General features: G+C 71.5%; 23 protein-coding genes. 12 read left to right on the top strand and 11 right to left on the bottom strand.

The features are described from left to right. Window positions 1-5: 5 nt before the first annotated feature. Window positions 6-602 carry a molybdopterin-dependent oxidoreductase gene (locus ABGB14_RS06780; protein WP_347642664.1) on the bottom strand — a complete coding sequence of 199 codons (597 nt, stop codon included), beginning with the start codon at window positions 600-602 and terminating at the stop codon, window positions 6-8. Window positions 603-840: 238 nt separating this feature from the next. On the opposite strand from ABGB14_RS06780, the gene aroF reads away from it, so the two are divergent. Then, window positions 841-1,872 carry a 3-deoxy-7-phosphoheptulonate synthase gene (gene aroF, locus ABGB14_RS06775; RefSeq protein WP_347642663.1) on the top strand — a complete coding sequence of 344 codons (1,032 nt, stop codon included), beginning with the start codon at window positions 841-843 and terminating at the stop codon, window positions 1,870-1,872. Window positions 1,873-1,993: 121 nt separating this feature from the next. Here the strand turns inward: aroF and thiI are convergent, their stop codons facing one another. The 3 genes from thiI to ABGB14_RS06760 all read right to left on the bottom strand — a co-directional run bounded on the left by thiI (window position 1,994) and on the right by ABGB14_RS06760 (window position 5,080). Then, complete coding sequence (gene thiI / locus ABGB14_RS06770; protein ID WP_347642662.1) at window positions 1,994-3,190, bottom strand: tRNA uracil 4-sulfurtransferase ThiI; 1,197 nt, start codon at window positions 3,188-3,190, stop codon at window positions 1,994-1,996. A 61-nt stretch (window positions 3,191-3,251) separates the two neighbouring features. Further along, window positions 3,252-3,893, bottom strand: a complete 642-nt coding sequence (locus ABGB14_RS06765; RefSeq protein WP_347642661.1) for a response regulator transcription factor — start codon at window positions 3,891-3,893, stop codon at window positions 3,252-3,254. 80 nt (window positions 3,894-3,973) lie between these two features. Continuing rightward, window positions 3,974-5,080: a DUF5931 domain-containing protein gene (locus ABGB14_RS06760; RefSeq protein WP_347642660.1), complete on the bottom strand. Its 1,107-nt coding sequence runs from the start codon at window positions 5,078-5,080 to the stop codon at window positions 3,974-3,976. A 113-nt stretch (window positions 5,081-5,193) separates the two neighbouring features. Between ABGB14_RS06760 and ABGB14_RS06755 the strand changes: the two genes are divergently transcribed. Both ABGB14_RS06755 and ABGB14_RS06750 read left to right on the top strand, forming a co-directional pair. Beyond that, window positions 5,194-6,192 (top strand): MHYT domain-containing protein, encoded by a 999-nt coding sequence (locus ABGB14_RS06755; protein ID WP_347642659.1) that lies wholly within the window; start codon window positions 5,194-5,196, stop codon window positions 6,190-6,192. A gap of 60 nt (window positions 6,193-6,252) precedes the next feature. Continuing rightward, window positions 6,253-7,068 (top strand): MHYT domain-containing protein, encoded by an 816-nt coding sequence (locus ABGB14_RS06750; protein ID WP_347642658.1) that lies wholly within the window; start codon window positions 6,253-6,255, stop codon window positions 7,066-7,068. Between the two features lie 137 nt (window positions 7,069-7,205). Here the strand turns inward: ABGB14_RS06750 and ABGB14_RS06745 are convergent, their stop codons facing one another. Next, entirely contained in the window at window positions 7,206-8,231 is a 1,026-nt protein-coding gene (locus ABGB14_RS06745) for a 6-phosphofructokinase (RefSeq protein ID WP_132514396.1), read from the bottom strand. A 556-nt stretch (window positions 8,232-8,787) separates the two neighbouring features. Between ABGB14_RS06745 and ABGB14_RS06740 the strand changes: the two genes are divergently transcribed. Further along, a complete protein-coding gene (locus ABGB14_RS06740) occupies window positions 8,788-9,882 on the top strand; it encodes a ThiF family adenylyltransferase (RefSeq protein ID WP_347642657.1) in 1,095 nt (364 codons plus the stop codon). Then, window positions 9,879-11,123, top strand: a complete 1,245-nt coding sequence (locus tag ABGB14_RS06735; protein ID WP_347642656.1) for a hypothetical protein — start codon at window positions 9,879-9,881, stop codon at window positions 11,121-11,123. The genes ABGB14_RS06740 and ABGB14_RS06735 overlap by 4 nt, the downstream gene beginning before the upstream one ends. On the opposite strand, the gene ABGB14_RS06730 is transcribed toward ABGB14_RS06735, so the two are convergent. Continuing rightward, window positions 11,116-12,018 carry a beta-propeller fold lactonase family protein gene (locus tag ABGB14_RS06730; protein ID WP_347642655.1) on the bottom strand — a complete coding sequence of 301 codons (903 nt, stop codon included), beginning with the start codon at window positions 12,016-12,018 and terminating at the stop codon, window positions 11,116-11,118. The two genes, ABGB14_RS06735 and ABGB14_RS06730, sit on opposite strands and share 8 nt — an antisense overlap. Before the next feature lie 94 nt (window positions 12,019-12,112). Here ABGB14_RS06730 and ABGB14_RS06725 point away from each other — a divergent pair, with 94 nt between their 5' ends. Continuing rightward, window positions 12,113-12,973: a helix-turn-helix domain-containing GNAT family N-acetyltransferase gene (locus ABGB14_RS06725; protein ID WP_347642654.1), complete on the top strand. Its 861-nt coding sequence runs from the start codon at window positions 12,113-12,115 to the stop codon at window positions 12,971-12,973. Here the strand turns inward: ABGB14_RS06725 and ABGB14_RS06720 are convergent. Then, entirely contained in the window at window positions 12,930-15,104 is a 2,175-nt protein-coding gene (locus ABGB14_RS06720; protein WP_347642653.1) for an MMPL family transporter, read from the bottom strand. The genes ABGB14_RS06725 and ABGB14_RS06720 overlap by 44 nt on opposite strands. A gap of 149 nt (window positions 15,105-15,253) precedes the next feature. Here ABGB14_RS06720 and ABGB14_RS06715 point away from each other — a divergent pair, with 149 nt between their 5' ends. Continuing rightward, window positions 15,254-15,847 carry a TetR/AcrR family transcriptional regulator gene (locus ABGB14_RS06715; RefSeq protein WP_347642652.1) on the top strand — a complete coding sequence of 198 codons (594 nt, stop codon included), beginning with the start codon at window positions 15,254-15,256 and terminating at the stop codon, window positions 15,845-15,847. A gap of 108 nt (window positions 15,848-15,955) precedes the next feature. Here ABGB14_RS06715 and ABGB14_RS06710 read toward each other — a convergent pair whose 3' ends face one another. Together ABGB14_RS06710 and ABGB14_RS06705 are read right to left on the bottom strand one after the other, a co-directional pair. Then, a complete protein-coding gene (locus ABGB14_RS06710; protein ID WP_347642651.1) occupies window positions 15,956-16,978 on the bottom strand; it encodes an alkaline phosphatase PhoX in 1,023 nt (340 codons plus the stop codon). 318 nt (window positions 16,979-17,296) lie between these two features. Further along, window positions 17,297-17,764: a DNA starvation/stationary phase protection protein gene (locus ABGB14_RS06705; RefSeq protein WP_347642650.1), complete on the bottom strand. Its 468-nt coding sequence runs from the start codon at window positions 17,762-17,764 to the stop codon at window positions 17,297-17,299. Between the two features lie 116 nt (window positions 17,765-17,880). On the opposite strand from ABGB14_RS06705, the gene ABGB14_RS06700 reads away from it, so the two are divergent. Continuing rightward, window positions 17,881-18,561: a MerR family transcriptional regulator gene (locus ABGB14_RS06700; RefSeq protein ID WP_347642649.1), complete on the top strand. Its 681-nt coding sequence runs from the start codon at window positions 17,881-17,883 to the stop codon at window positions 18,559-18,561. Next, window positions 18,558-20,888, top strand: coding sequence for a VIT domain-containing protein (locus ABGB14_RS06695; RefSeq protein ID WP_347642648.1), 2,331 nt, complete (start codon window positions 18,558-18,560; stop codon window positions 20,886-20,888). The genes ABGB14_RS06700 and ABGB14_RS06695 overlap by 4 nt, the downstream gene beginning before the upstream one ends. Before the next feature lie 21 nt (window positions 20,889-20,909). Here ABGB14_RS06695 and ABGB14_RS06690 read toward each other — a convergent pair whose 3' ends face one another. Then, the gene (locus tag ABGB14_RS06690; RefSeq protein WP_347642647.1) at window positions 20,910-21,173 is read right to left on the bottom strand and encodes a YciI family protein; all 264 of its coding nucleotides are present in this window, start codon (window positions 21,171-21,173) and stop codon (window positions 20,910-20,912) included. 73 nt (window positions 21,174-21,246) lie between these two features. On the opposite strand from ABGB14_RS06690, the gene ABGB14_RS06685 reads away from it, so the two are divergent. Further along, window positions 21,247-21,909, top strand: a complete 663-nt coding sequence (locus ABGB14_RS06685; protein WP_347642646.1) for a Crp/Fnr family transcriptional regulator — start codon at window positions 21,247-21,249, stop codon at window positions 21,907-21,909. A 58-nt stretch (window positions 21,910-21,967) separates the two neighbouring features. Further along, entirely contained in the window at window positions 21,968-22,834 is an 867-nt protein-coding gene (gene mmuM, locus ABGB14_RS06680; RefSeq protein WP_347642645.1) for a homocysteine S-methyltransferase, read from the top strand. Window positions 22,835-22,849: 15 nt separating this feature from the next. Here mmuM and ABGB14_RS06675 read toward each other — a convergent pair whose 3' ends face one another. Next, a complete protein-coding gene (locus ABGB14_RS06675) occupies window positions 22,850-23,278 on the bottom strand; it encodes a DoxX family protein (protein ID WP_347642644.1) in 429 nt (142 codons plus the stop codon). 135 nt (window positions 23,279-23,413) lie between these two features. Between ABGB14_RS06675 and ABGB14_RS06670 the strand changes: the two genes are divergently transcribed. Next, window positions 23,414-23,872 (top strand): MarR family transcriptional regulator, encoded by a 459-nt coding sequence (locus ABGB14_RS06670; protein WP_347643132.1) that lies wholly within the window; start codon window positions 23,414-23,416, stop codon window positions 23,870-23,872. Window positions 23,873-23,954 lie beyond the last annotated feature (82 nt).

Here is a 23,954-nt window from a genome sequence, read left to right as displayed (position 1 = left end):
TTGCGCTACGGCGGGCCCTCGCCGGGTTCTTCCTGGTAGGAGTAGCGCTGTTCGCGCCAGGGGTCGGCGAGGTTGTGGTAGCCGCGCTCCTCCCAGAAGCCCCGGCGATCCTCGAGGAGATATTCGATGCCGCGCACCCATTTGACGCTCTTCCACGCGTAGAGGTGGGGCACCACGATCCGCACCGGGTGGCCGCGGTCAGGGCTGAGCGGTTTCTCGTCGAGCTCCATGGCGAACAGCGTGCCGGGGGCGGTGAAGTCGGACATCCGCAGGTTGGCGCTGTAGCCGTACTCGGCCCAGATCATCACGTGGCGCACGCCGGGGTCGGGCGGGAATGCGCCGATGATGGTGGCGGGGGCGACGCCGCGCCACTCGTTGGCCATGAGCGAGAACTTGGTGACGCAGTGGAAGTCGGCGAGCCGGGTCGTGCGGGGCAGCCGCTCGAACTCCTCCCAGGTGTAACAGTGCTCCTCGCCGGTGGCGGTGGCCCCGAACACGCGGAAGTCCCAGCTCTCGGGCTTGAACGTGGGGACCCTGCCGTAGTGGATCACGGGTCTGCCGCGCGGGACGTACTGGCCTGGAGGCAGGCGCGACTCCTCCACGATCACTCCCCTCACCGGTCTCGCGTCTTGGGCCATCCTGCCATCGGGCCGCCGATGGCACGCGGCCGGGTGCGGTGCGCTACGATTGGGGTCTATGCGCACAGCGTTCTGGTTTTGGTATGGCGACGGACCCGAGTCCGTTCGCCATCTGACGCTGCGCTAGCAGACAGGCGAACGAAAGGCCCCGGGTCCACGTGGACCCGGGGCCTTTCGTGTTTTCAGGCAGAAGGAGAAGCAGATGGTGATCGTGATGGGCCCGGAGGCCACGCCGGACGATCTCACGTCGATCGTGTCGGTCGTCGAGGCGGCCGGGGTGGAGGCTTTCATCAGCAAGGGGGTGCGCCGCACCATCGTCGGCCTGGTCGGCGACGTCACCCAGCTCGACGCGGCCGGCCTGCGCGGCATGCCGGGGGTGCGCGACGTGATGCGCGTGACCACGCCGTACAAGCTGGTCAGCAGGGAGAACCATCCAGAACGCTCCACGGTCCACGTGGGCGGCGTGCCGATCGGCCCCGACACCGTGACGCTGATCGCGGGGCCGTGCGCGGTGGAGACGCGCCAGCAGACGCTGGACGCGGCCAGGATGGCGCAGTCGGCGGGAGCGGCGCTGCTGCGGGGCGGGGCGTTCAAGCCGCGCACGTCGCCGTACGCGTTCCAGGGGCTGGGCGAGGCCGGCCTGCGCATCCTGGCCGACGTGCGCGAGGAGACCGGGCTGCCGATCGTGACGGAGGTCGTGGACGCCCAGGACGTCGAGCTGGTGGCGTCGTACGCCGACATGTTGCAGGTCGGCACCCGCAACGCGCAGAACTTCGCGCTGCTGCGGGCGGTCGGCGCGGCCGGGCGGCCGGTGATGCTCAAGCGCGGCATGAACGCCACGATCGAGGAGTGGCTGATGGCCGCCGAGTACATCGCGCAGCGCGGCAACCTGGACATCGTGCTGTGCGAGCGGGGCATCAGGACGTTCGAGACGGCGACGCGCAACACGCTCGACGTCTCCGCGGTCCCGGTGGCGCAGCGGCTGTCGCACCTGCCGGTGATCATCGACCCGTCGCACTCCGGCGGCCGGCGTGACCTGGTGTTGCCGCTGACCCGCGCGGCCATCGCGGTGGGCGCCGACGGCGTGATCATCGACGTGCACCCGCAGCCCGAGCAGGCGCTCTGCGACGGCCCGCAGGCGCTCGTCGACACCGACCTGGGTGAGCTGGCCCAGGTCATGACGGACTTCCCCGCGCTGCTCGGCAAGTCGACCGCGGCCGCGGTCGCCGCCTGACCCGCCCCTTCATCCTCTGCCCGGGCTCCTGTCGTTCGCCGTCCCGGTCGTCCCGGTGACGACCGCCCTGATCCGCCCGCCGGCCGAGGGGTGGATCAGGGCGCCGGCCGTGCGGGACCGCCTAGAGCGTGTACTCCTGGATCGAGTCGGCCAGTTGCACGCACAGCTCCTCGGCGTCGAGCCGCTTCTCGATCTGCTTCAGGTCGTCGATCTTGGCCCGCGTCTCGGCGCGCTTGGGCGCCAGCAGGGAGCAGCAGTCCTCGTCGGGCAGCTCCGAGATCTCCAGCGTGCCGATGCGCCGGGCCTCGGCCATGATCTCGGTCTTGTCCCAGCCCACCAGCGGCCGCAGGATCGGCAGCTCGACCGCGTTGTCCTGAGCCGTGATGTTGGTCAGGGTCTGCGAGGAGACCTGCCCGAGCGCGTCACCGGTGATCAGCGCGGCGGCGCGGATGCGGTGGGCGACCTCTTCGGCCGTCTTGAGCATGAGCCGCCGCTGGGCGATCACGGCCAGGCGGTCCTGGCCGGAGGTGCGGATCGACTGCTGCGCCTTGCCGAACGGCACCACCCACAACCGCGAGCCGCCCTGGAACCTGTCGAGCTTCCGCACCAGCGCGTACGCCTTGTAGATCGACTCGGAGGTGGTGAACGGGATGCCCGAGAAGTGCAGGAAGTCGACGTGCAGGCCGCGCCGCATCATCCGGTAGGCCGCCACCGGCGAGTCGATGCCGCCCGACATCAGCACCAGCGCCCGCCCGCTGCTGCCGACCGGCAGGCCGCCCTGGCCGGGGATGCCGTCGGTGAAGACGAACACCTCGTCCCTGTCGACCTCGATGAACACCGTCAGCTCGGGGTTCTTCAGGTCGACGGGCAGGCGGTATTCGTCGTTGATCGCGCCGCCCACCATGCGGTCGAGTTCGTTGGAGCGCAGCGGGAAACGTTTGTCGCGGCGGCGCGAGCGGACCGCGAAGCGGGCGCCGCGCTTGGCTTCCTCGCTCTCCCCGACGAGCTCGAGACCGGCCTTCAGCACCGTTTCCGGGTCTTTCTCGACCCGCCAGGCCCGGTGGATCCACACCAGCCCCGGCACGTCGGCGACCCGCTCGGCCACGGCTCCGGCCTGCTCCGCGGTGGCGCCCTGGGGGAGGAAGATCGCGATCACGCCGTGCCGTCTGCGCACGTCGACCTTGATCCCGAGCGGCTGGAGCGCGTCGCGGATGTTACCGATCAGGCGGCGTTCGAACAGCTCGCGGTTCTTGCCCTTGAGGACGATCTCGCCCAGCTTGAGCAGCACGCACGGCTCGCCCAGGGCAGACATCGTCATGGTGGAACCTCCGGGAAATGGGGAAAAGGCGTGTTGGTGCCAACGTCGCGCGCCCCCGAGTTTAGTCCGCGTCGAGGCCCTGCTCGATCGCATATCGCACCAGCTCCACCCTGTTGTGCAGCTGGAGCTTGCCGAGGGTGTTCTGGACGTGGTTCTGCACGGTGCGGTGCGAGACCACCAGCCGCTCGGCGATCTGTTTGTACGACAACCCCTTGGCGACCAGCCGGAGCACCTGCGTCTCGCGCTCGGTGAGGCGCGGGCCCTCGGCGGGCGCGGGCTGCGCGGCCAGCCGCCGGTATTCGCCCAGCAGGAGCCCGGCCAGCCCGGGGGTGAACACGGCGTCGCCCTCGGCTGTCCTGCGTACGGCGTCGAGGAACTCCTCCCGGCTCGCCGATTTCACCAAATATCCGGACGCGCCCGCCTTGATCGCCTCCAGCACGTCCTCCTGCTCGGCGCTGGCCGACAACACCAGCACGCGCGGCGGCGCCTCCAGCCCGGACAACCCGGCGGCCACCTCGTGGCCCGGCATGTCGGGCAGCCGCAGATCGAGCACCACGAGGTCGGGCCGGACCGCGCCGGCCACCCTGACCGCCTGCCGCCCCTCACCCACGGTGGCCACGACGTCGTAGCCGGCCTCGGCCAGATCTCTCGAGATCCCGTCACGCCACATGGGATGGTCGTCCACCACCATGACCCGCACCATGCCCGCAACTCTAACGCCGGCCGCGCCCCGCGCCCCGGCCTCGGCGGAGCAGGACCACGATCAGCGTCGCGGGGGCGGGGTCACGCGGGGAGGCTGATCTCGACCTCGGTGCCCTGCCCGGGGACGCTGACGATCGAGACGTCACCGCCCAGGTCGGCCACCCGGCCGCGGATGGAGCGGGCGACCCCCATGCGCCCCTCGGCCAGCGCCTCGTCCAGCCGCCCTTCCGGGATGCCCGGCCCGTCGTCCCGCACGCTGACCGTCACGGTGCCCTCGCCCGGCTCCGCCAGCACCCAGGCGCGCGCCGACGGCCCGCAGTGCGCCCTGACGTTGTCCAGGGCCGCCCCGACGGCGGCCACCGCCTGCTCCGCCACCGGCGCCGGCAGGACCAGCGGCGTGGCGGGGGTGGAGACCGTCACCTGGGACGAGGCGTGCCGCAGCAGGAGGGTGCGCAGGTCGGCGGAGCCCGGCTCGCCGGCCTCGCCGGGGCGGTCGGCGACGAGGCGGCGTAAGGCGGACTCCTGCTCACCGGCGAGGCGGCCGAGCTCGGCCGCCTCGCCGCCGAGCCGCTGCCCGCGCCGGTGCACCAGGGCGAGCACCTGGAGGACCGAGTCGTGGATGTCGCGGGCCAGGCGGTCGCGCTCGCGCTGGGCGGCCTCCATCTCGACGGCCCGCTGCATGCGCTCCTCGGCCTGCTTGGCGAGCCTGGCCACGTGGCCGACCACGACGCCCGACAGGAAGAGCAGGACCGCGCCGTTGATCAGGATGGGCACGTCGGGGGCGCGCACGCGCAGCCACAGGTCGCCCGCCGCCATGGCGAGCGCCGCCACCGCTCCCGCGCGCCGGCCGCCGTGCACGGCCCAGGCGAGCACGGGCCCGGCGACCCAGGTCGCGGGGACGGGCGTCGTGCCCGCCTCGCCCTGCTCGGCGCCCTGGACGTACGGCGAGGCCAGCAGGCAGGCCAGCACCACGAGCAGGTCGGTCACGAGCAGCGGCCACCGGCGCAGCGCGGCGGCGGAGTAGGCGAGCGTCGTCCCCGCGGTCCAGAGCACCATCACGCCGATCACCAGCCAGCCGAGGACCGGCTGCTCGTAGCCGCGGTGCTGGGCCATCAGGACGATCGCGTACACCACGGACGCGACGCGGAAGACGGCGATCGCCCGCCAGAACGGCCCCTCGATAGCCATGAGCCTTTCTCATGTTTCCGACATAACAAGTTGACAGATAGTTGCAATATCCATGCGTAAGGGACATTCCCGATGACAGAATCCGGGGACCCCTAATGCAAGGAACGCGATAGATGACCGCTGTGAATCATTTCACCTATGGGCCGCTCACGCCGCTGCTGGCCTACGTGATGTCATGCATCGGGTCAATGCTCGGCCTGCGTCTCACCGCGCAGGCCCACGCTTCGCGCGGGGGTTCCAAGGTGCGGTGGCTGCTCGGCGCGGCCATCTCCATCGGCGGCACGGGCGTCTGGGTCATGCACTTCATCGGCATGATGGGCTTCCAGGTGGAGGGCACCCAGATCAAGTACGACGTGTGGCTCACCGCGGCCTCGGCGGCCGTCGCGATCATCGTCGTGGGCACCGGCCTGTTCCTCGTCTCCTACGGCCGCGGCCGCCTCTTGGCCCTGCTCGGCGGCGGCCTGCTGACGGGGCTCGGGGTGGCCTCCATGCACTACCTGGGCATGTACGCGATGAACATGTCCGCCCAGGTCTCCTACGACCGCGTCACCGTGGCGATCTCCGTGGTCATCGCCGTGGTGGCCGCGACGGCGGCGCTGTGGTTCACCCTCCGCGTCAGGAAGCCCATCTGGATCACCGGCGCCGCCCTGGTCATGGGCGTGGCCGTGTCCGGCATGCACTACACCGGCATGTACGCGATGCACGTCACGGTCGACTCGGAGCCCGGCATGATCGCCGGCGCCGACGCGCTCGACTTCCTCGTGCCCCTCATGACCGTGATCAGCCTGATCACCCTGACCATGCTCCTCATGGTGATCCTCTCTCCGTCGGAGGAGGAACTGCACGAGGACGCGGAGCTCCTCGCCAAGCTGGAGCTGCGCCGGCGCACCGCGCAGCAACAGCAGCAGCTCGCCCATCCCTCGCCCGGTGTGGCGCCCGCGCCGATGCCGATGGCGGCTCCCACGCCCCAGGCTCCCTTCTCACAGGCTCCCTTCCCCCAGGGTTCCTATCCCCAGGCGCCCGCCCCGCAGGCCGATCCTTCGTCCATGCCGGCGCCCGGCGGCCAGGCCCAGCCGTCGCGCAGGCAGCCGTCGCGCTCGCGCAGAAGGTAGTTGCGCGGCCGACGATCACCCGCCCATACTCCCTTATCAGTACGCGAGGGATGGGTGGGTATGTCGTCGGTCGATCATTTCTCCTTCGGGCTCGTGACGCCCGTCGCCGCCTACGCCGTCTCCAGCATGGGTTCGATGCTGGGCCTGCTCCTGACCTCGCGGGCCCGTGTGGTCGGCGGGCGCGCCGGCGCGTTCTGGCTGGTGGGAGCCGCCCTCGCCATCGGCGGCACGGGCATCTGGACGATGCACTTCATCGCCATGCTCGGCTTCTCCATCCCCGGCATGGCCATCCGCTACGACGTGCCGCTCACGGTCACCTCCGCGCTCATCGCGGTCGTGGTCGTGGGGGTGGGGCTGTTCCTCGCCGCGTACGGCGCCGATCGCCTGAGCTCCCTGCTCGGCGGCGGTCTGCTGACCGGAGCCGGCGTGGCGAGCATGCACTATCTCGGCATGGCCGCGATGAACATGTCAGCACATGTCTCCTATGACCCGGTGATCGTCTCGGTCTCGGTGCTGATCGCGATCGCGGCGGCCACGGCGGCGCTGTGGTTCACCGTACGGGTCAGCGGTGCTCTCAAGATCGGCGCCGCGGCGCTCGTCATGGGCGTGGCGGTCGCGGGCATGCACTACACCGGGATGTACTCCATGACGGTGACGCCGCACCACGAGGTGGGGGCTGTGCCCGGCGCCCAGGGCGTCGACTTCCTGCTGCCGCTGATCGTCGGCACCAGCGTGATCACCGTCGGCCTGCTGCTCGCGGCCCTGCTGTCGCCGTCGGAGAAGGAGCTGCGCAACGAGGCGGCCTACCGGGAACGGCTGCGCGCGCACGACGAGGGCGCGCCGGAGATGGATCTCTCCGCCGCGCCCCGCCGATGATCTATGTCATGGGTACGGCCCGCGTCGCACAGGTGGGCCGCCAACTCGCTGCGGCGCAAGCCGTACCCCTTGGGGGGTTGTAGCGGTAACCCCGCTGACGCAGAAGCTACGGCCGCCCGCTTGCAGCCCGCTTACAGTCAGCCGAAGAACACCTCCGCCTCCGCGTAGCGCGAGACGGGCACGGTCTTCAGCTCGGCCGTGGCCTCGTCGAGCCCGACGCGGACGATGTCGGTGCCGCGCAGCGCGACCATCTTGCCGTAGTCGCCCTCGTGGGCCGCGTCGATGGCCTGCAGCCCGAACCTGGTGGCCAGCACCCGGTCGTAGGCCGTCGGGGTGCCACCGCGCTGGATGTGACCGAGCACCGTCGTGCGGGCCTCCTTGCCGGTGCGCTTCTCGATCTCCTTGGCCAGCACCTCGCCGATGCCGCCCAGCCGGACGTGGCCGAACGCGTCGAGCTCGCCCGCCTGCAGCTCCATCTGGCCCTCGACGGGGTGGGCGCCCTCGGCGACGACGATGATCGGCGAGTAGCGGGTGCGGAACCGCGACTCCACGTATTCGCAGACCCGGTCGATGTCGAACGGCTTCTCCGGGATGAGGATGACGTTCGCGCCGCCGGCCATGCCCGCGTGCAGGGCGATCCAGCCGGCGTGCCGGCCCATGACCTCGCAGATGAGCGCCCTGTGGTGGGACTCGGCGGTGGTGTGCAGGCGGTCGATGGCCTCCGTCGCGATGTTGACGGCGGTGTCGAAGCCGAAGGTGTAGTCGGTGCCCGACAGGTCGTTGTCGATCGTCTTGGGCACGCCCACGACCTTGACGTCGCGGTCGTAGAGCTGCTTGGCGACGCCCAGGGTGTCCTCGCCGCCGATGGCGATCAGCGCGTCGACGCCGGTCGAGGCGAGGTTGTCCTTGATCCGGTCGACGCCGCCCTCGATCTTGATCGGGTTGGTGCGCGAGGAGCCGAGAATGGTCCCTCCGCGCGGCAGGATGCCGCGCACGGCCTGGATGTCGAGCGGCATCGTGTCGCCTTCGAGCGGGCCGCGCCAGCCGTCACGGAAGCCGACGAACTCGTGGCCGTACACGCTCACCCCCTTGCGGACCACTGCCCGGATCACGGCGTTCAGGCCGGGGCAGTCGCCGCCCCCGGTGAGCACTCCAATACGCATGGCGGGTTCCTCCCGATGGGGTTCACGTCCAGAATCATATGGTCAGAATCACATGTTCAGACCACGTTCAGACCGCATTCTGCCGGTCGGGCGGGCAGTGGTCTAGACCAAACGCCAGGTCCGCCGGCCCGAACTGACGACGATGCCATTCTGCCGGAGTCGCGGTGGCCGGCGCGCGCCCCGCGGCGCGCGGCGTACCGGTCCGCGTGTCCCGCCGCGACGGCGCCCGCACCTCGCGAAGGAGCGATCGAGGACCAGGCGAGGACGGACGCCCCTACCGTCTCACTGATTCGCGTGACGTGCGGATGCACCGGGGCGGCTGTGAGCGCTCCGGCGCAGCGCACCGTACGGCAGAGGAAGGAGCCGTCATGGACGAGACCGCCCAGAACGAGACCGACAGCCCGGTCGAGGAGAAGAAGAAGGTCACCCTTACGATCCGGCGCCTGGAGAGGATCGAGACCACCACCGAGCGATCCATGGACGCCTGATCTGTGACGTCCTGGCCGGCCAGGCCGCGCCTGGCCGGCCGCTCCGTGCAACGACCTGGAAGGCAGGCATGCGACTCCCGCAGATCAAGCGCGTTCACCGGCCCATGGCCATGCCCGGCGGCCGCATCGTCATCGGCCTGATGCAACAGGGCGTCTCTGCCGAGATCCAGGATGACGCGGACGGCGCCATCGCCCTGCTGATCACCTTGATGGACGGGACCCGGACCGTCGATGAGATCTGCGCCGCCTTCACAGCCGCCCATGGCGAAGCGGACGAGGACAGCATCCGTGGCGTCATCGGCGAGCTGATCGCCGGCGGCTTCGTCGAGGACGCGGGCGCGCCGGTCCCCGGCAACCTGACCGCGCGCGAGGCCGAGCGTTACGGGCCGCAGAAGAACCTGTTCACGTGGGTCGACCCCACGCCGCGCAGCTCGCCGTACGAGGTTCAGTCGAGGATCAAAGACGCCAGGGTGAGCCTGCTCGGCCTCGGCGGGACCGGCACGGCCGTGGCGGCCGGGCTCGTCTCCAGCGGAATCGGGGCGCTGAACGTCGCCGACTTCGACGTCGTGGAGGAGCCGAACCTCACCCGGCAGCTTCTCTACACGGAGGCCGACATCGGCCGCCCCAAGGTCGACGCCGCCGTGCACCGGCTGCGCTCGATGAACAGCCTCGTCGAGGTGACGGGCAACACGATCAAGGCGGACGGCGCGGACGACATCGCCTCCCTGATCGAGGGCTCCGACGTCTTCGTGCTCTGTGCGGACGAGCCCCAGCCCGACATCATGTTCTGGACGAACGAGGCCGCGCTGCGCACCCGGACGCCCTGGTTCACGAGTCTCTACACAGGGCCGATGGCCGTGGTCGGGTCCATGATCCCCGGTGAGACCGGCTGCTGGGCGTGCCTGCGGCGTAAGGAGGACCAGCACGAGTTCAAGGCGCACGGCACCCCGCTCACCGAAGGACGGCCGAACGCCGTGAACGCGGCCAGCGCCAACATCAGCGGCCACCTCTGCGCGCTGGAGGTCCTCTACCATCTCGGCGGCCTCCCCACCCAGGCACGGGGGCGGATCTTCCACTCGAACTTCGCCATGTGGGACCACTACTACTTCGTGGACGTCCCGCGCTACGACGACTGCCCGGCCTGCGGGGTTCAGGCTTCGTGAGCGCCGTCACCGCGGAGAGCAGGGTCGCCTTTCACCGGCTGATCGTCCGCCCGCACGACGACGATCCGGAGATCGCGGTGGTCGGCAGGCCCGAGATCGGGGAGTTCGTCGAGCTGCCCGCCGTGTACGGTGCGGCGATCACCCTCATGGCCGCGGACCTGTCCGTCGGAGCCGTACGGCGGCGGATGGCCGAAGTCCACCATGTGGAGATCGACCTCGCGGAACTCGTGGAGGCTCTCAGCGCGCTCGGGTTCATCGCCTCCATCGAAGGGGATCCGCTGCCCGACCCTGCCGCGGACGTGCCCCCGAGCCATTTCCACCGGCTGACCGAGCGGCATGTCGCCTGGCTCTTCAGCCCGCCGGTGAAGGCGCTCTGGCTCGTCGTCGTGGCCGCGGCCCTGCTCACCCTCGCCACGCGCGACGAGCTGGTGCCGGTCTACGCCCACTTCTTCTGGTCCGACTATGTCGGCCTCACGGTTCTGGTCAACACGGTGATGATGTCGGCCTCCATCTCGGTGCACGAGCTGATGCACCTCGCCGCCGCGCGCTCCCTCGGGGCGCGGGGACGCATCGGCTTCGGGACCCGTCTGCACAACCTCGTCGTGCAGACGGACGTCACCGGCGTGTGGGGGCTCCCCAGGCGCTCGCGCTACCGCGTCTACCTGGCCGGGCCGGCGTGGGACGTCTTCGTGATCGCGTCCGTGATCCTGGTGGCCGCCCATGCCCCGCTGCCCGAGGTCGTACGGGCTGTCCTTCAGGCGCTCGCCCTCGCCGTCCTCATGGCGATCCCCTTCCAGCTGCAGGTCTACATGCGCACCGACCTCTACTACGTGCTGTGTGAGCTGCTGCGGACCCGGAACCTCTTCGGCGACGGGATCGCCTATGCGAGATACCTCAGAACGCGCATCCTGGACACGTTGCGGCGCCGTCCGCCCTCCGTCACGGATCCGACGGCCGGGCTCGCTCCCCACGCGCGCCGGGCCACGCGCGTCTACTCCCTCTTCCTGGTGGGCGGAGCGACCGTCGCGCTGACCGCGTTCGGGTTGTTCACCGCACCCATCGTGATCGGCACGCTGCTGCGAGCGCTGGAGGGCCTCACCGGAGGATCCGCCCTCGCGGCGCTCGACTCCGGGCTCCTGCTCCTCGTCGAGGGCGGCATCCAGATCCTCTTCATCGTGACCTTCGTTCGCAGCCATCCCCGCCTGCTCCGCAGGGCACAACCCGGTCGGCCCCTCACGTGATCAGCACGCAGGCCGGGCTCTCCACGTCGTACACCTGCCCGGTCGGCTCGGGGACGCCGTCCTTCAGCGCGAAGACGTTCACGGTGCCGGAGCGCTGGTTGGCCACGTACATGCGGTCACCGTCGATGGCGAAGTGCCGCGGCCAGTCGCCGCCCGACGGCACCTCGGCCACCACCGACAGGTCGTCCCGCAACACCGAGATCGTGTTGGGGCCGCGGTTGGCGACGTAGACCAGGCCGCCGGCGAGCTCCAGGTGCGAGGGGGCGTTCTCGCCCGCCTGCCCGGAGGCGGGCACGGACGTGCGCCGCTCGCCCTCGACGAGGGTGACGGTGCCGCCGAGCTCGCCCGCGACGTACAGGCGTGAGCCCGTGAAGGCGAAGTGGCGCGGACCGGTGCCCGGTCCCATCGTGATCGGCTCCAGCGGCGTTCCGTCGGGGCGGTAGCGGCGGATCTCGTCGGTGCCGAGGTCGGAGACGTGCAGGAGGCCGTCGTGGAAGACGGCCTCGTGGGCGTGCGGGCCCGCCTGGCGATCAGGGTCGGGGCCCGAGCCCTCGTGCCGCAGCACGATCGGCTCGCCCGCGAACGCGCCCCTGGAGTCGAGGTGGTAGACGACGGCCGTGCCGTCGCCGTAGTTGGCCGCCGCCAGGAGCCTGCCCGTGGGATCCACGGCGACGTGGCAGGGGCTGTCGCCCTCGCTCGGCCGCTCGTCGAGCGGGCTGAGGCCCTCCTCCCCCACGGTGTACGCGGTGAGCCAGCCGCGTTCGAGCTCTCCCACGGCGTACAGCACCGGCAGGGTGGGATGGGCGGCCAGGAACGACGGGGCCGCCACCCTGGTCAGGTCGCCGCCGGTCGTCACGATGCCCGGGCCGTATCCGCCTATGTACACGTGCTTCACGGTGGGTATCCTCCTGTGGTTGACTATGGCAATGAGTTCGTTGCCAGAAGCAAGAGTTTCTGAGGTAAGAGCCTTCAACAGGTTCTATACGAAGGTGATCGGCGCGCTCCAGGCAGGGATGCTCGACTCGCCGTACTCGCTGACCGAGGTGCGGGTGCTGTTCGAGCTGGCGCACGCCGAGCTGATGGAGACCGGCGAGCTGCGCGGGCTGCTCGACCTGGACGCGGGCTACCTCAGCAGGATGCTGGCCCGCTTCGAGGGCGACGGGCTGATCGCGCGCGAACGCTCCGCCTCCGACGCGCGCAAGCAGCTCGTACGCCTCACGCCCGCGGGCTCGGAGGTCTTCGCCAAGCTCGACAGGCGCTCGGCCGAGGAGGTCGAGCGCCTGCTGTCCACGCTGCCCGAGCCCGACCAGGAGCGGCTGGTCACCGGCATGGCGACGATCAGGAGGCTGCTGGGCCCGCCCGGGGAGCGGCAGCCGTACGTGATCAGGCCCCCACGCACCGGTGACCTGGGCTGGGTCGTCCACCGCCACGGCGCCCTCTACAGCGCCGAATACGGCTGGGGCACCGGCTTCGAGCAGCTGGTCGCCAGGATCGTCGGCGAGCTCGACTTCTCCCGCGACGCCGGGTGGATCGCCGAGGTGGGCGGTGAGCGGGCCGGATGCGTGTTCTTCGTCCGGCAGGACGCTGCCACGGCCAAGCTGCGGATGTTGCTGGTCGAGCCGTCCGCCCGCGGCATGGGCATCGGGCGGCGGCTCGTGGAGGAGTGCCTGCGGCACGCGCGGGCGGAGGGCTGCCGGCGCGTCACGCTGTGGACGCGCGACTGCCTGGTGAGCGCGCGGCACATCTACCGGGCGGCCGGGTTCGAGCTGGAGTCGGAGGAGAAGGGCACGGAGAACGGCGTCGAGGTCACCGACCAGATGTGGTCGTGCGACCTGCGGGCCACCAGTTGAGCGGCCCCGCCAGGCGCATCAGGCTCGGCGCCAGCACCGCCCTGATCACCGTCGCGTCCACCAGCACGGCCACCGCCATGCCGACGCCCAGCATCTGCACGAACGACACCTGAGCGGTGGCGTAGGCGGCGAACGTCAGCGCCAGGATCCCGCCGGCCGCCGTGATCAAGGGGGCGCTCCGCTGCAGGCCCGCGGCCACGGCGTGCTCGGTGTCTCCCGTCCTGTCGTACTCCTCCTTGATACGCGACAAGAGGAACACCTCGTAGTCCATGGACAGCCCGTAGGCGACGCAGAGCATGAGGATGGGGATGCTCACCTCGAGCGTGCCGGTGGGGGTGAAGCCGAGCAGGCTCGACAGGTTGCCCTCCTGGAAGATCCAGACCAGGGCTCCGAACATGACGCCGAGGCTGAGCACGTTCATGAGGGTCGCCTTGATGGGAATGATCACGCTCCTGGTCATGAGGAACAACACGACGAAGGTCATGCCCAGCATGAGGGCGAGGACGAGCGGCAGCCGGTCCACCACGGAGGACCGGTAGTCGGCCAGCTCGGCGGGATAGCCGCCGAGCAGCACCTCGAACGGCGGCTCGACGGAGCGTACGGCCTCGACGACGCGGACGGGGTCGCCGGCCAGCGCCTCCGCCGACGGGACCACGGACAGCCACGTCCCCTGCCCCGCGAACCTGGCGGGGTCGCCGTCGCCCACCCGGCCGCCCGCGGTGTAGGAGCCCGCCGCCGAGTCGACCTGGGCGACGCCGGGGACCCGGGACAAACGCGCGGCATACGCCGAAATGTCGCCCGACGCCGTACCTTTCGAGATGACCTGGATGGCGTCCGTCTCCTCCGCCGGGAAGGACCGGCGGATGACGTCCTGGGTCTGCCGCGATGATGCCTCGGGCGGCAGGATGCGGTCGTCGGCCACGCCGAAGCGCAGCCCGAGGAACGGCGAGGCCAGCACCAGCAGCACCACCATGGCCAGCCCGCCGGCCAGCAGTGGCCGGCGCATCACCCGCAGCGCCGTCGTGTGCCAGAACCCCGCCGCGCGCTCGGGCCCCTCCCGCTCGGGGAGCATCGTGCCGCCGGCCGTGGCGAGCACGGCGGGCAGCACCAGCACCGCCGCGACCAGGCCGCCGATCACGACGGCGACGCCCGCGTACGCGAAGGAGCGCAGGAAGTCGAACGGCAGCGCGAGCAGCACCGCCAGGGACGTGGCCACGGTGAGGCCGCTGAACAGCACCGTCCTGCCGGCGTGCTCCACGGCGCCGGCGACCGCGCTCGCCCGGTCGGCGCCGCGCCGCGCCTCCTCGCGGAACCGCTGCGTCACGAACAGGCAGTAGTCGATGCCGAGGCCGAGCCCCATGGCCAGGGTCAGGTTCAGGGCGAACGTCGAGATCTCGGCGAACAGCAGGGCGCCGCCGAGGAGCGCCAGCCCCACCACCATGGCGAACACCCCGGCCAGGATCGGCACCACGGCCGCCACCACGCGCCGCTGGTGGAACCAGAGCAGCACGAACGCCAGCGGGAAGATCACCAGCTCGGCGCGGACGAAGTCCTGCCTGGCCAGGGGCACCGTCTCCCTGAACACCTCCTCCCCTCCCCCGGCCCGCACCTGGAGCAGGCCGCTGCCCTCGGTGATCTCGGGCACGAGCCCGGGCAGGACCCCTGCCCGCACATGGTCGGCGTCACCCGGGATGCGCACCAGGATCAGCGCGTGCCTGCCGTCGCCGCTGCGCAGGGTGGCGGGCCGGTCGCGGGTCCAGTAGGAGGCGGCCTCGGCGACGCCCTCCTCGCGCCCGATCCGGGCGGTCAGCTCCCTGCCCGCCGCGACGACGGCGGGATCGTCCACGGTGCCGCGCCTGGCGGTCACCAGGAAGATCATGTCCGGGCTGCCCGTGCCGAACCGCGCGACCAGCTCGCTCTGGGCGCGGTCGGACTCCGATCCCGGCGCCTCAAACCTGGACAGGGACAGCCGCGACACCGTGCCCGCCGCGAGCACCGCGGCGACGACGGACACGACCAGGGCGAGCGCGAGCACGAGCCGGCGGCGCCGGACGAGGAGGAACCCGAGCCTGCGCAGCGCCGGGTCCGCGACGCTCGCTCCGGCGGCCCGGGGCCGCGCGTTCACCGCCATGCCGGCACCTCGGCGGGCGTCCTCAGGGGGCCGGGCTCGATGACGAGCACGGTACTCATGGCGTCTCCTCAAAACTCGGTAAACTACTCGTGTTTACGGTTCGCACCAGAAATACAAGCAAAAGCTCGTGTTTGTCAATGAGGAGACGCATGGCTGAACGCACGGTCCGCCGGCAGGCGCGCGGCCTGAAGCGCATGGCGGAGATCCTCGACGCGGCCGAACAGGTCATCGCCGAGGTGGGCTATCCCGAGCTGACCACGAACCAGGTCGCCGCGCGGGCGGGGATGTCACCCGGGTCGCTGTACCAGTTCTTCCGCAACAAGGAGGAGATCCTGGACGGGCTGGTGACCCGCTACACCGACGACCGGCAGGAGTTCTGGGCCGGACGGCTGGCCGCCGTCACGCCCGACGTTCCCCTGGACGTGCTGGTCGGGCAGTTGGTGGACGAGAGCGTGCGGTTCAAGAGCCGCTCGCCGGCGTACTGGTCGTTGTTGTACGGGACGGCGACGGGCGATCGCCTGGCCGAGGCGGCCGGACGGCTGCACGACGACATCGCCCGGCACATCGCCTCCATGCTCCGCCGCCGCTCACCCGTCCTTTCTGAGGAACGCTCCCTGCTCGTGGGCAGCATGGCGCTGGCCATGGTGAAGGCGGTGATGCCGATGATCACTTCGGCGTCGCCCGAGCGCGGCGCCGAGCTGGTGGACGAGCTGAAGTTCGCGCTCGTGCGCTATCTGAGCTGACCGGCAGGGTCATCGGGCAGGCTCGCAGGGAAGCACGGGCCCGGGACGATCGGGCCCGGGACGATCGGCGAGGGAGATCGGGGAGCGCGAAGCTCAGGCCGGAGAAGCTCAGGCGCGGAAGCGGCCCGTCACCTCGAACGTGTGCCCCTCGGCGCGGCCCCGCCGCGCCGAGAAGTAGAGCCGTTCGCCGTCCGGGGAGAACGCCAGCCCCGTCAGCTCGGCGCCGTCGTGCCCCTCCAGCCGCAGGAACGGCGTGACCGCCCGGTCGGGGGCGATGACGTCGATCTGCGTGGTCTCCCTGGCCACGTAGAGGTCGCCCGAGGGCGCCGCCGTGATGGCGCGCACGCCCGAGCACAACCGGTCGAGCGTCGAGGTCTGCGCATCGTAGGCCCACAGGCCCGAGTCGCCCTTGGTGGTGAAGTAGCACACCCCGCCCGCGTAGTGGCAGCCGTCACCGCCGTCGAAGTGGCGGGCGTCCTCCACCTGGTGGCGGGCCTCCTGGAAGAGCGCCGCCGGCGAGGGCACCGCCTGCCAGCGGCCCGAGGCGCAGAGGACCTCCAGCGCGCCCTCCGTCAGGTCACCCCAGTCGCCGGGTATGAACCGGTAGAAGCAGCCGTCCGGCTCGTCCTCGGTCATGTAGACCACGCGCCGCTGCGGGTCGCAGGCGGCGGCCTCATGCTTGAACCGGCCCATGGCCAGGCGGGGACGGGCGGCGCGCGAGCCGTACGGATCGCATTCGAAGACGCGGCCGCGGTGGCCGAGCTCGCACGACAACCAGGTGTGCCACGGTGTGGCGCCGCCCGCGCAGTTGAGATCGGTGCCCGACAGGATGCGGTAGGCGTCGGCCACGCTGCCGTCGGCGCGGAAGCGCAGCGCCGACGCGCCGCCGAGCAGCGGCAACTCGGAGTTGGACACGTAGATCCAGCCCGCGCCGTCAGGGAAGCAGGCGCCACCGTCGGGCGCCGCGTGCCAGGTCAGCCCGGCCACCTTGTGCCCGGAGCGGGCCACCTCCCTGCCATGGAACCCAGAGGGCAGGGCGAGGCCGTGCTCGCCCGGCAGGCGGAGCGGGCCGTACGGGCTGGGGCCGCCCGGCACGAGCGGGCCCGTGCGGAGGAGAGTCTTGTGGGACATCGTGGGGCCTCCCTCTAGGTGCCACGCTAGTCGACCGCACGGACATGAATGGCAGAGACTCGGCAGACCAAACTCTGCGCAAACCTCACGGCCCCAGAACTTGATCATGCGGGAGACCCTGAGCGGCCGGCAACCCGCGATGCCCGGGCCGTCTTCAGGCTCGAAACGCGCGCCGGCACCCGGCCTCCGCGCGGCGGCCCATCCCGGCGGCCGTCTCGCGGCCGTCTCGGCGGCCGTCTCGCGGGCCGTGTGCGCCGCTCAGGGCAGACGAAGAGCCCGGGTGCTCCGCCCTGCGGATCCCGGGCTCCTCGGGGTCGGTCAGCGCTGGGCCTGGAACATCCAGTGTTGCTTGTCGATGTCCTGCGCCACGGCGATGAGCAGGTCCTGGGTGACGGGATCGGGCTCGTCGGTGACCCGGATGCGCTCGTACATCCGCTTGCTGATGCCGTCGAGCGTCTCGGTGATCCTCGCCACGACCTTGCCGTCCTCCAGCCAGCCGCCATCCGGCTGAGGGAGCTTCGTGTTCCTGGCGACCGTGGCGGAACGGCCGTCCGGGTTGACCCCCAGGGCGACGCTGCGCTCGGCGATGAGGTCCATGTGCTTCCTGGCCAGGTCGGTGACCTTGTCGAGCTGCCGGTGGATCGGGCGGAAGTGTGCGCCGACGAGGTTCCAGTGGGCCTGTTTGGCGACCAGCGAAAGGTCGATCAGGTCGACCAGAGCGCCCTGCAGGGCTTCCGCGACGGTGTTCCTGGCATCACCCGAGAGTGGACCGGTGATCGTGGCCATGTCGTCATTCCTCCCTATTCGGTCGGACTGTCCCTTTTATTAACGACTCTCAGGCCCGCGTTCTTCCGGTGCGCCATGGGTTGACAGTGTAATAGTGACAGTGTCACTGTGAAGGTATGAGCGACACCTGGACCATCGGCGAGCTGGCCGACCGCGCGGCCCGAGCGCTGCGCGACGGTGCGGCGCCTTCCGGGAACGGCAGGGTCAACGGCCGGGTCCGCGACGTGCCCGGCGAGCGGCTGATCAGGTGGTATACGACCATCGGCCTCGTGGACCCGCCCCTCACCAGGCGCGGCAGGATCGCCCGGTACGGACGGCGCCACCTGCTCCAGATCGTGGCCGTCAAACGGCTGCAGGCGGCGGGCCGCTCGATCGCCGAGATCCAGGCCGCCCTCGCGGGCGCGACGGACCGGATGCTGGAGACGACCGCCGCGCTCGACACCGGCACCGCGCTCGGGGACACCGCCGCGCTCGGCGACACCCCCGGGCTCGGCGAGACCGCCGGGTCCGGAGACGCGCCGGACGACCGGGCGCGCGGACGGTTCTGGGCCGAGCACCCGGGTACGGGAGCCGCACGGGACACGGGGCCGCCGGCGGTCGGCCCCCGGCCCGGTCCTGGGGCGCGTGCGGCGAGGACCGGGCGCCGAGCGGGTGCCCTGGTGGCAGGGGTCGTGCTGGGCGACGGGGTGCGGCTGGTGCTGGACGCCGGCCGGGCGCCGTCCGATGAGGACGTTCAGGCGGTGCTGGCGGCGGCCGGGCCGCTGCTCGCGGTGCTCGAAGAGAGGCAACTGATATGAGGATCACTTCGCTGGAGCCCGCACGGTGCCTGCCGGTGCCGGACGCCGGGTTCGGCGCCCTGCGGACCGAACGCGGCAACCTGCCGCTCGAAAGCGTGGACGTGGCCGCCGGCATCTCGGGGCTCATCGCCGGGGTGGAGGTCACCCAGGGGTTCAGGAACCCGTTCGACGTCACCCTGGAGGCGACGTACGTCTTCCCGCTGCCCGACCGGGCCGCCGTGACGGGGTTCAGGATGGAGGCCGACGACCGGGTCATCGAGGGCGTGCTGAAGGAGCGCGGCCAGGCCAGGGCCGACTACGACCAGGCTCTGCGCGAGGGCAGGCGGGCGGCGATCGCCGAAGAGGACCGGCCGGACGTCTTCACGATCAGGGTGGGAAACATCCTGCCCGGCGAGCGCGTCTCGGTCCGGCTGACCATGAGCCAGCCCCTGCCGTACGAGGACGGCGCGGCCACGTTCAGGTTCCCGCTGGTCGTCGCGCCGCGCTACATCCCGGGCACGCCCATCGACGGGCGGCCCGCCGGCGACGGCGCCGCGCCCGACACCGACGCCGTCCCGGACGCGTCCAGGATCAGCCCTCCCGTCCTGCTGCCCGGCTTCCCCGACCCGGTGCGGCTCTCGCTCAGCGCGCGCGTGGACGCCGCGGGCCTGGAGCTGCGCGAGCTGGCCTCCAGCCTGCACGTGGTCGAGGAGGAGGGCCACACGGTTCGCCTGCGACCTGGAGAGCGGCTCGACCGCGACTTCGTCCTGCGCATGTCGTTCGACGCGTCCACGTCGTTGCAGCTCGACGGCGAGGGCACGTTCGCGCTGACCGTCGTGCCGCCGCCGCTGCAGGCCACGCGCGCGCCCCGCGACGTGGTGCTGCTGCTCGATCGCTCCGGCAGCATGGGCGGCTGGAAGATGGTGTGCGCCCGCCGGGCCGCCGCGCGCATCGTGGACACGCTGACGCCCCAGGACAGGTTCGCGGTGCTGACCTTCGACTCCGTGGTGGAGCAGGCGTTCGAGGGTCTGGTGGAGGCGTCCGACCGCAACCGTTACCGCGCCGTCGAGCATCTCGCGCGGGTCGACGCCCGAGGCGGCACCGAGCTGCTGGAGCCGCTGCTCCGGGCCGTCGCCCTCCTGGGCGCCACGTCCGGGCGCGAACGCGTCGTCGTGCTGGTCACCGACGGCCAGGTGGGCAACGAGGACCAGATCCTGGAGCGGGCCGGCGGGGCGCTGTCGGCCATGCGCGTGCACACCGTCGGCATCGACAGGGCCGTGAACGCCGGGTTCCTCGGCCGGCTGGCCGGGCTGGGCGCGGGGAGGTGCGAGCTGGTCGAGTCGGAGGACCGGCTCGACGCCGCCATGGAGCAGATCCACCGCAGGATCGGCGCCCCCCTGGTCACCGACCTGTCGGTCAAGGGCCTCGACCTGGAGCCGGACACGGTCACCCATCTCGGCTCGATCTTCCCCGGCGTGCCCCTGCGGGTGTTCGGGCGCTATCGCGAGGGCTCCGCGCTGACCGTGCACGGCATGGCGGCCGACGGGCCGTGGGAGCAGCAGGTCCCGGGCGTGACGGTGGACCATCCGGCCATCCGCGCCGTCTGGGCCCGCACGCACCTGCGGGAGCTGGAGGACCGGTACGCCATGGGCGAGCACGACCTTGAGTCCAGGATCGTGCGCACGTCCCTCGACAACGGTGTGCTCTGCCGCTTCACCGCGTACGTGGCGATCGACACCAGGCAGGTCGCCGACGGCGGCCCCGAGCACCGCGTCATCCAGCCGGTCGAGCCGCCCAGCGGATGGGAGATGCCGCGGAGCGCGGCGCCGATGGGCGCCTTCGGGCACACGATGATGGCCGCCGCGCCGGCGGCCGCCGTACACATGCGGCAGCCTCAGGGCTTCGCCCCGGGAGCGGAGCAGGGGCTGCTCGGCGATGCCGGCGCCGCCGGCCCGCTTCCGGCGCCGGGAGCGCCCGCGCGGCCGGGCTCGCCTCGCGGCATTGCCCGCTCCCGGAGGTCCGGCCCTCGGCACGCGGACCCGGTGGCATCGGTACGGCCTCAACTGGTGGCCGAGCTCGGCAGGTTGACGGCGCTTCCCGCGCCCGACCTGCTCTACCTGGCCGACCTGGGCTCGCGGCTGGCCGCGCTCGCCTCCTACCTCGGGGGAAACGAGGAACTGGCGGCGCTGGCCCGCGAGCTGGAGGCGGCCGAGCGGCCGGGCGCGGACGCGCAGGCGCTGCACGACCGCGCCGTCGCCGTCCTCACCGCGCTCGTCGGCCACTCCTCGGGGCCGGGGGCCACGGGTGAGCCTCGCGAGGGTCGCGGCCCGTTCTGGAAGCGCACCTAGTTTCCGGGGTCACCGGGGCGGTCACATGATCGGCGTCCACTCCTTCAGCAGGACGACCTCGTAGCCGCCGGCCGCCGTGTACGGGTCCCGGAGGAGGATCTCCCGCAGGTCCTCCTCCCCGGGCACCTCGTAGACGTGCAGCGCCCCGGTGTCGTCCGCCCACGGCCCGGCGGTCACCAGCCGGCCCTCCTCCTTGAGCCCGCGCAGGTGCTCCCGGTGCGCGGGCCGGGCGGCGAGCCGCCGCGGGTCGCCGTCGAAAGCCAGGTTCAGTACGTATCTCGCCATGCCCCGCACGCTAGGCCCGCACCCTCCTTCGGCTCAGCATCGTGGGGCACGGCGATGGTGTATATCGGGATACATGACGTACACGCTGGCCGACCTGCCGATGTTCGCCCGGCTGGGAGAGGAACGGCTGCGCGGTCTGGCGGCGCGGCGCAGGCGCTATCCGGCGGGGCAGGTGCTGTGCTCCGAGGGCGATCCCGCAGACCATCTGATCGTGCTGCTCGACGGGCGGGTCAAGGCCGGGCGGGTGAGCGCGGAGGGCCGGGAGGTGGTTCTCGCCGTGGAGGCGGCGCCGGTCGCGTTCGACAAGACGGCCCTGCTCGTGGACGGGCCGCACCGGGCGACGCGCACGGCCCTGACGGCGGTGGAGGTCGCGTACGTCCCGCGCTCCGCCGTGCTGGAGCTGGTCGCCTGCGAACCGGAGGTCGCGGCGCGGCTGCTGCGCACGCTGGCCGCGACCGTGCGCGATCTCGACGAGCGGCTCACCGACGCGGCGGTGCGCGACGTGCCGGCGCGCGTGGCGGCCTGGCTGGTACGCCGCTGCGCCGGCGGCCGGGTGCCGCTCCACGGCGGCCAGGCGGGCTTGGGGGCCGAGATCGGCGCGACCCGGGTGAGCGTCAACCGTGCGCTGCGGGGGTTCGAGCGCCGGGGATGGGTCGAGATCTCCACCGGCGAGGTGGTCGTGCTGGATCGTCTGGCCCTCTCCCGCCTGGCCGCCGTCCCGATCCCGGCGTCCTGAGTCCCGGCGGAGCGTCCGCGTCGTCCGGAGGCCGTCCGGCTGCTCATACCCTGAAGAGGTGACGACACTTGTCCTGGACGGCGGCCTGTCGACCCAGCTCGAACGGCTCGGCGCGGATCTGCGCGACGCGTTGTGGTCGGCGCGGCTGCTGCTGGAGGAGCCGGAGCTGATCCGGCAGGCGCACGCCGGCTATTTCGCGGCGGGCGCCGACGTGGCCACGACCGCCAGCTACCAGGCCACGATCCCGGGCTTCGTCCGGCGCGGGCTCGACGTGGCGCAGGCCGGGCGGCTGCTCAGGCTGTCGGTCGAGCTGGCGGGACAGGCCCGCGACGAGGCCGGCGGCGGGCTGGTGGCGGCGTCGATCGGCCCCTACGGCGCCTACCTGGCCAACGGGGCGGAATACACCGGCGACTACGACCTCGACGAGGACGGCCTGTTCGCCTGGCACCTGCCGCGCTGGGAGATCCTCGCCGGGGCGGGAGCCGACCTGCTGGCCTGCGAGACGATCCCGTCCCGTCCTGAGGCGCGGGCGCTGGCCCGGCTGCTGAGCCACACGCCGGAGGTCAAGGCGTGGGTGAGCTTCTCCTGCAGGGACAGCGAGCATCTACACGACGGAACACCGATCAAGGAGGCCGCCGCGCTGTTCGCCGGGCGTTCGCAGGTGGTGGCCGTCGGCGCCAACTGCACCGCGCCGCGCCACATCCCCGGGCTGATCTCGTGCCTGTCGGGCGCGCTGCCCGTGGTGGTCTATCCCAACTCGGGCGAGTCGTGGGACCCGGCCGGTCGCCGCTGGGTGGGCCTGGCCGACCCGATCGAGTACGGCCAGGCCGCCAAGGAGTGGCAGCGGGCGGGTGCGTCGCTGATCGGAGGTTGCTGCCGGACGACTCCCGAGCACGTCCGGCAGATCCGCGCGCACCTGTCCTGAGCGCCCGCCGTGGCGCTAGACGGCGACCGTGGCCGCACCCCCGCGGCGGCCCAGCACGCGGTCGAGCGCGAACGCGCCGCCGCCGCTGAAGCCGATGGCCAGGCTGGCCGCCGCGAGGGCCAGCACGAACTCGTAGCCGCCCTCGCCGGCGGCGAAGCCGTTCGCGCCGTGCACGAAGACGATCGCGCCCACCATGGTGAGCGCCAGCAGCGAGCCCACGATCGGCAGCGCGGCGCCGGCGACGAGCGCGAGCCCGCCCACGACCTCCAGCGTGGCCACCGCGGGGGCGGCCACCCCGGCCAGCGGGATGCCGACGGACTCGAAGAACTTGGTGGTGCCCGCGATGCCCATCGTCGCGAACTTCTGGTAACCGTGGACGATGAAGATCACGCCGACGGCGATCCTCGCGAGCAGCAGGACGATGGGGCGCGCCTGTTCGATCATGCGACCTCCTTGATTGTCGTTCAGTTTTGAACGACAACTCTAACCGTGATGTTCAAAGCCGAACAAGAAGTCAGGCCGCCGAGTCAAGGACCTCTTCGCAGGGGCGGCACGGCCTGCGCCTACACTGAGGCGGTGATGGACCCCCGATGGCTGGACGCGACGGAGATGGCGGCGTGGCATGCCTTCGTGTCCACCTTTCACCTGCTGGAGCGCCGCATCGAGGAGCAGCTCAAGGCCGCGGCGGGGCTGACGCACCCGCAGTATGAGATCCTCGTGCACCTCTCCGCCGCCCCCGACCGCCAGATGCGCATGACGGAGCTGGCCAGAGACGTCGTGGCGTCGAAGAGCGCGCTGACGTATCAGATCACCCAGCTGGAGAAGGCCGGCCTGGTGGAGCGGGCGCACTGCCCCTCGGACGAGCGCGGGGTGCTGGCGGTGCTCACCGACGCGGGCATGCACTGCCTGGAACGGGTGGCGCCCGGCCACGTGGAGGTGGTGCGCGCCTATCTGATCGACCGGCTCAGCCGTGAAGAGCTGCATACGATGACGACCGCCATGCGGAAGACGGAACGGGCCTTACGGTCGTCCCGCTGAGAGGTGACGTGGCTTCGGCATGCCCGGAGGCACGCGCAGGCCCATGACAGGAGGACGGTCATGCGTGAGCATCACCATCCGA

The sequence above is a fragment of the Nonomuraea sp. B10E15 genome (assembly GCF_039871615.1).
Classification (GTDB): Bacteria; Actinomycetota; Actinomycetes; order Streptosporangiales; family Streptosporangiaceae; genus Nonomuraea.
The sequence above is the reverse complement of the archived record's forward strand: the minus strand, read 5'-3'. Positions and strand labels throughout refer to the sequence as shown.

Excerpts from the sequence above, each read along its gene's own strand:
- ABGB14_RS06690 (WP_347642647.1), bottom strand. The coding sequence starts at position 21,173 with ATGGCGAGATACGTACTGAACCTGGCTTTCGACGGCGACCCGCGGCGG.
- ABGB14_RS06745 (WP_132514396.1), bottom strand. The coding sequence starts at position 8,231 with ATGCGTATTGGAGTGCTCACCGGGGGCGGCGACTGCCCCGGCCTGAAC.
- aroF (WP_347642663.1), top strand. The coding sequence starts at position 841 with ATGGTGATCGTGATGGGCCCGGAGGCCACGCCGGACGATCTCACGTCG.
- thiI (WP_347642662.1), bottom strand. The coding sequence starts at position 3,190 with ATGACGATGTCTGCCCTGGGCGAGCCGTGCGTGCTGCTCAAGCTGGGC.
- ABGB14_RS06710 (WP_347642651.1), bottom strand. The coding sequence starts at position 16,978 with ATGTCCCACAAGACTCTCCTCCGCACGGGCCCGCTCGTGCCGGGCGGC.
- ABGB14_RS06675 (WP_347642644.1), bottom strand. The coding sequence starts at position 23,278 with ATGATCGAACAGGCGCGCCCCATCGTCCTGCTGCTCGCGAGGATCGCC.
- ABGB14_RS06700 (WP_347642649.1), top strand. The coding sequence starts at position 17,881 with ATGAGCGACACCTGGACCATCGGCGAGCTGGCCGACCGCGCGGCCCGA.
- ABGB14_RS06705 (WP_347642650.1), bottom strand. The coding sequence starts at position 17,764 with ATGGCCACGATCACCGGTCCACTCTCGGGTGATGCCAGGAACACCGTC.
- ABGB14_RS06685 (WP_347642646.1), top strand. The coding sequence starts at position 21,247 with ATGACGTACACGCTGGCCGACCTGCCGATGTTCGCCCGGCTGGGAGAG.
- ABGB14_RS06765 (WP_347642661.1), bottom strand. The coding sequence starts at position 3,893 with ATGGTGCGGGTCATGGTGGTGGACGACCATCCCATGTGGCGTGACGGG.
- ABGB14_RS06760 (WP_347642660.1), bottom strand. The coding sequence starts at position 5,080 with ATGGCTATCGAGGGGCCGTTCTGGCGGGCGATCGCCGTCTTCCGCGTC.
- ABGB14_RS06715 (WP_347642652.1), top strand. The coding sequence starts at position 15,254 with ATGGCTGAACGCACGGTCCGCCGGCAGGCGCGCGGCCTGAAGCGCATG.
- ABGB14_RS06720 (WP_347642653.1), bottom strand. The coding sequence starts at position 15,104 with ATGGCGGTGAACGCGCGGCCCCGGGCCGCCGGAGCGAGCGTCGCGGAC.
- ABGB14_RS06755 (WP_347642659.1), top strand. The coding sequence starts at position 5,194 with ATGACCGCTGTGAATCATTTCACCTATGGGCCGCTCACGCCGCTGCTG.
- ABGB14_RS06695 (WP_347642648.1), top strand. The coding sequence starts at position 18,558 with ATGAGGATCACTTCGCTGGAGCCCGCACGGTGCCTGCCGGTGCCGGAC.
- ABGB14_RS06740 (WP_347642657.1), top strand. The coding sequence starts at position 8,788 with ATGCGACTCCCGCAGATCAAGCGCGTTCACCGGCCCATGGCCATGCCC.
- ABGB14_RS06750 (WP_347642658.1), top strand. The coding sequence starts at position 6,253 with ATGTCGTCGGTCGATCATTTCTCCTTCGGGCTCGTGACGCCCGTCGCC.
- ABGB14_RS06670 (WP_347643132.1), top strand. The coding sequence starts at position 23,414 with ATGGACCCCCGATGGCTGGACGCGACGGAGATGGCGGCGTGGCATGCC.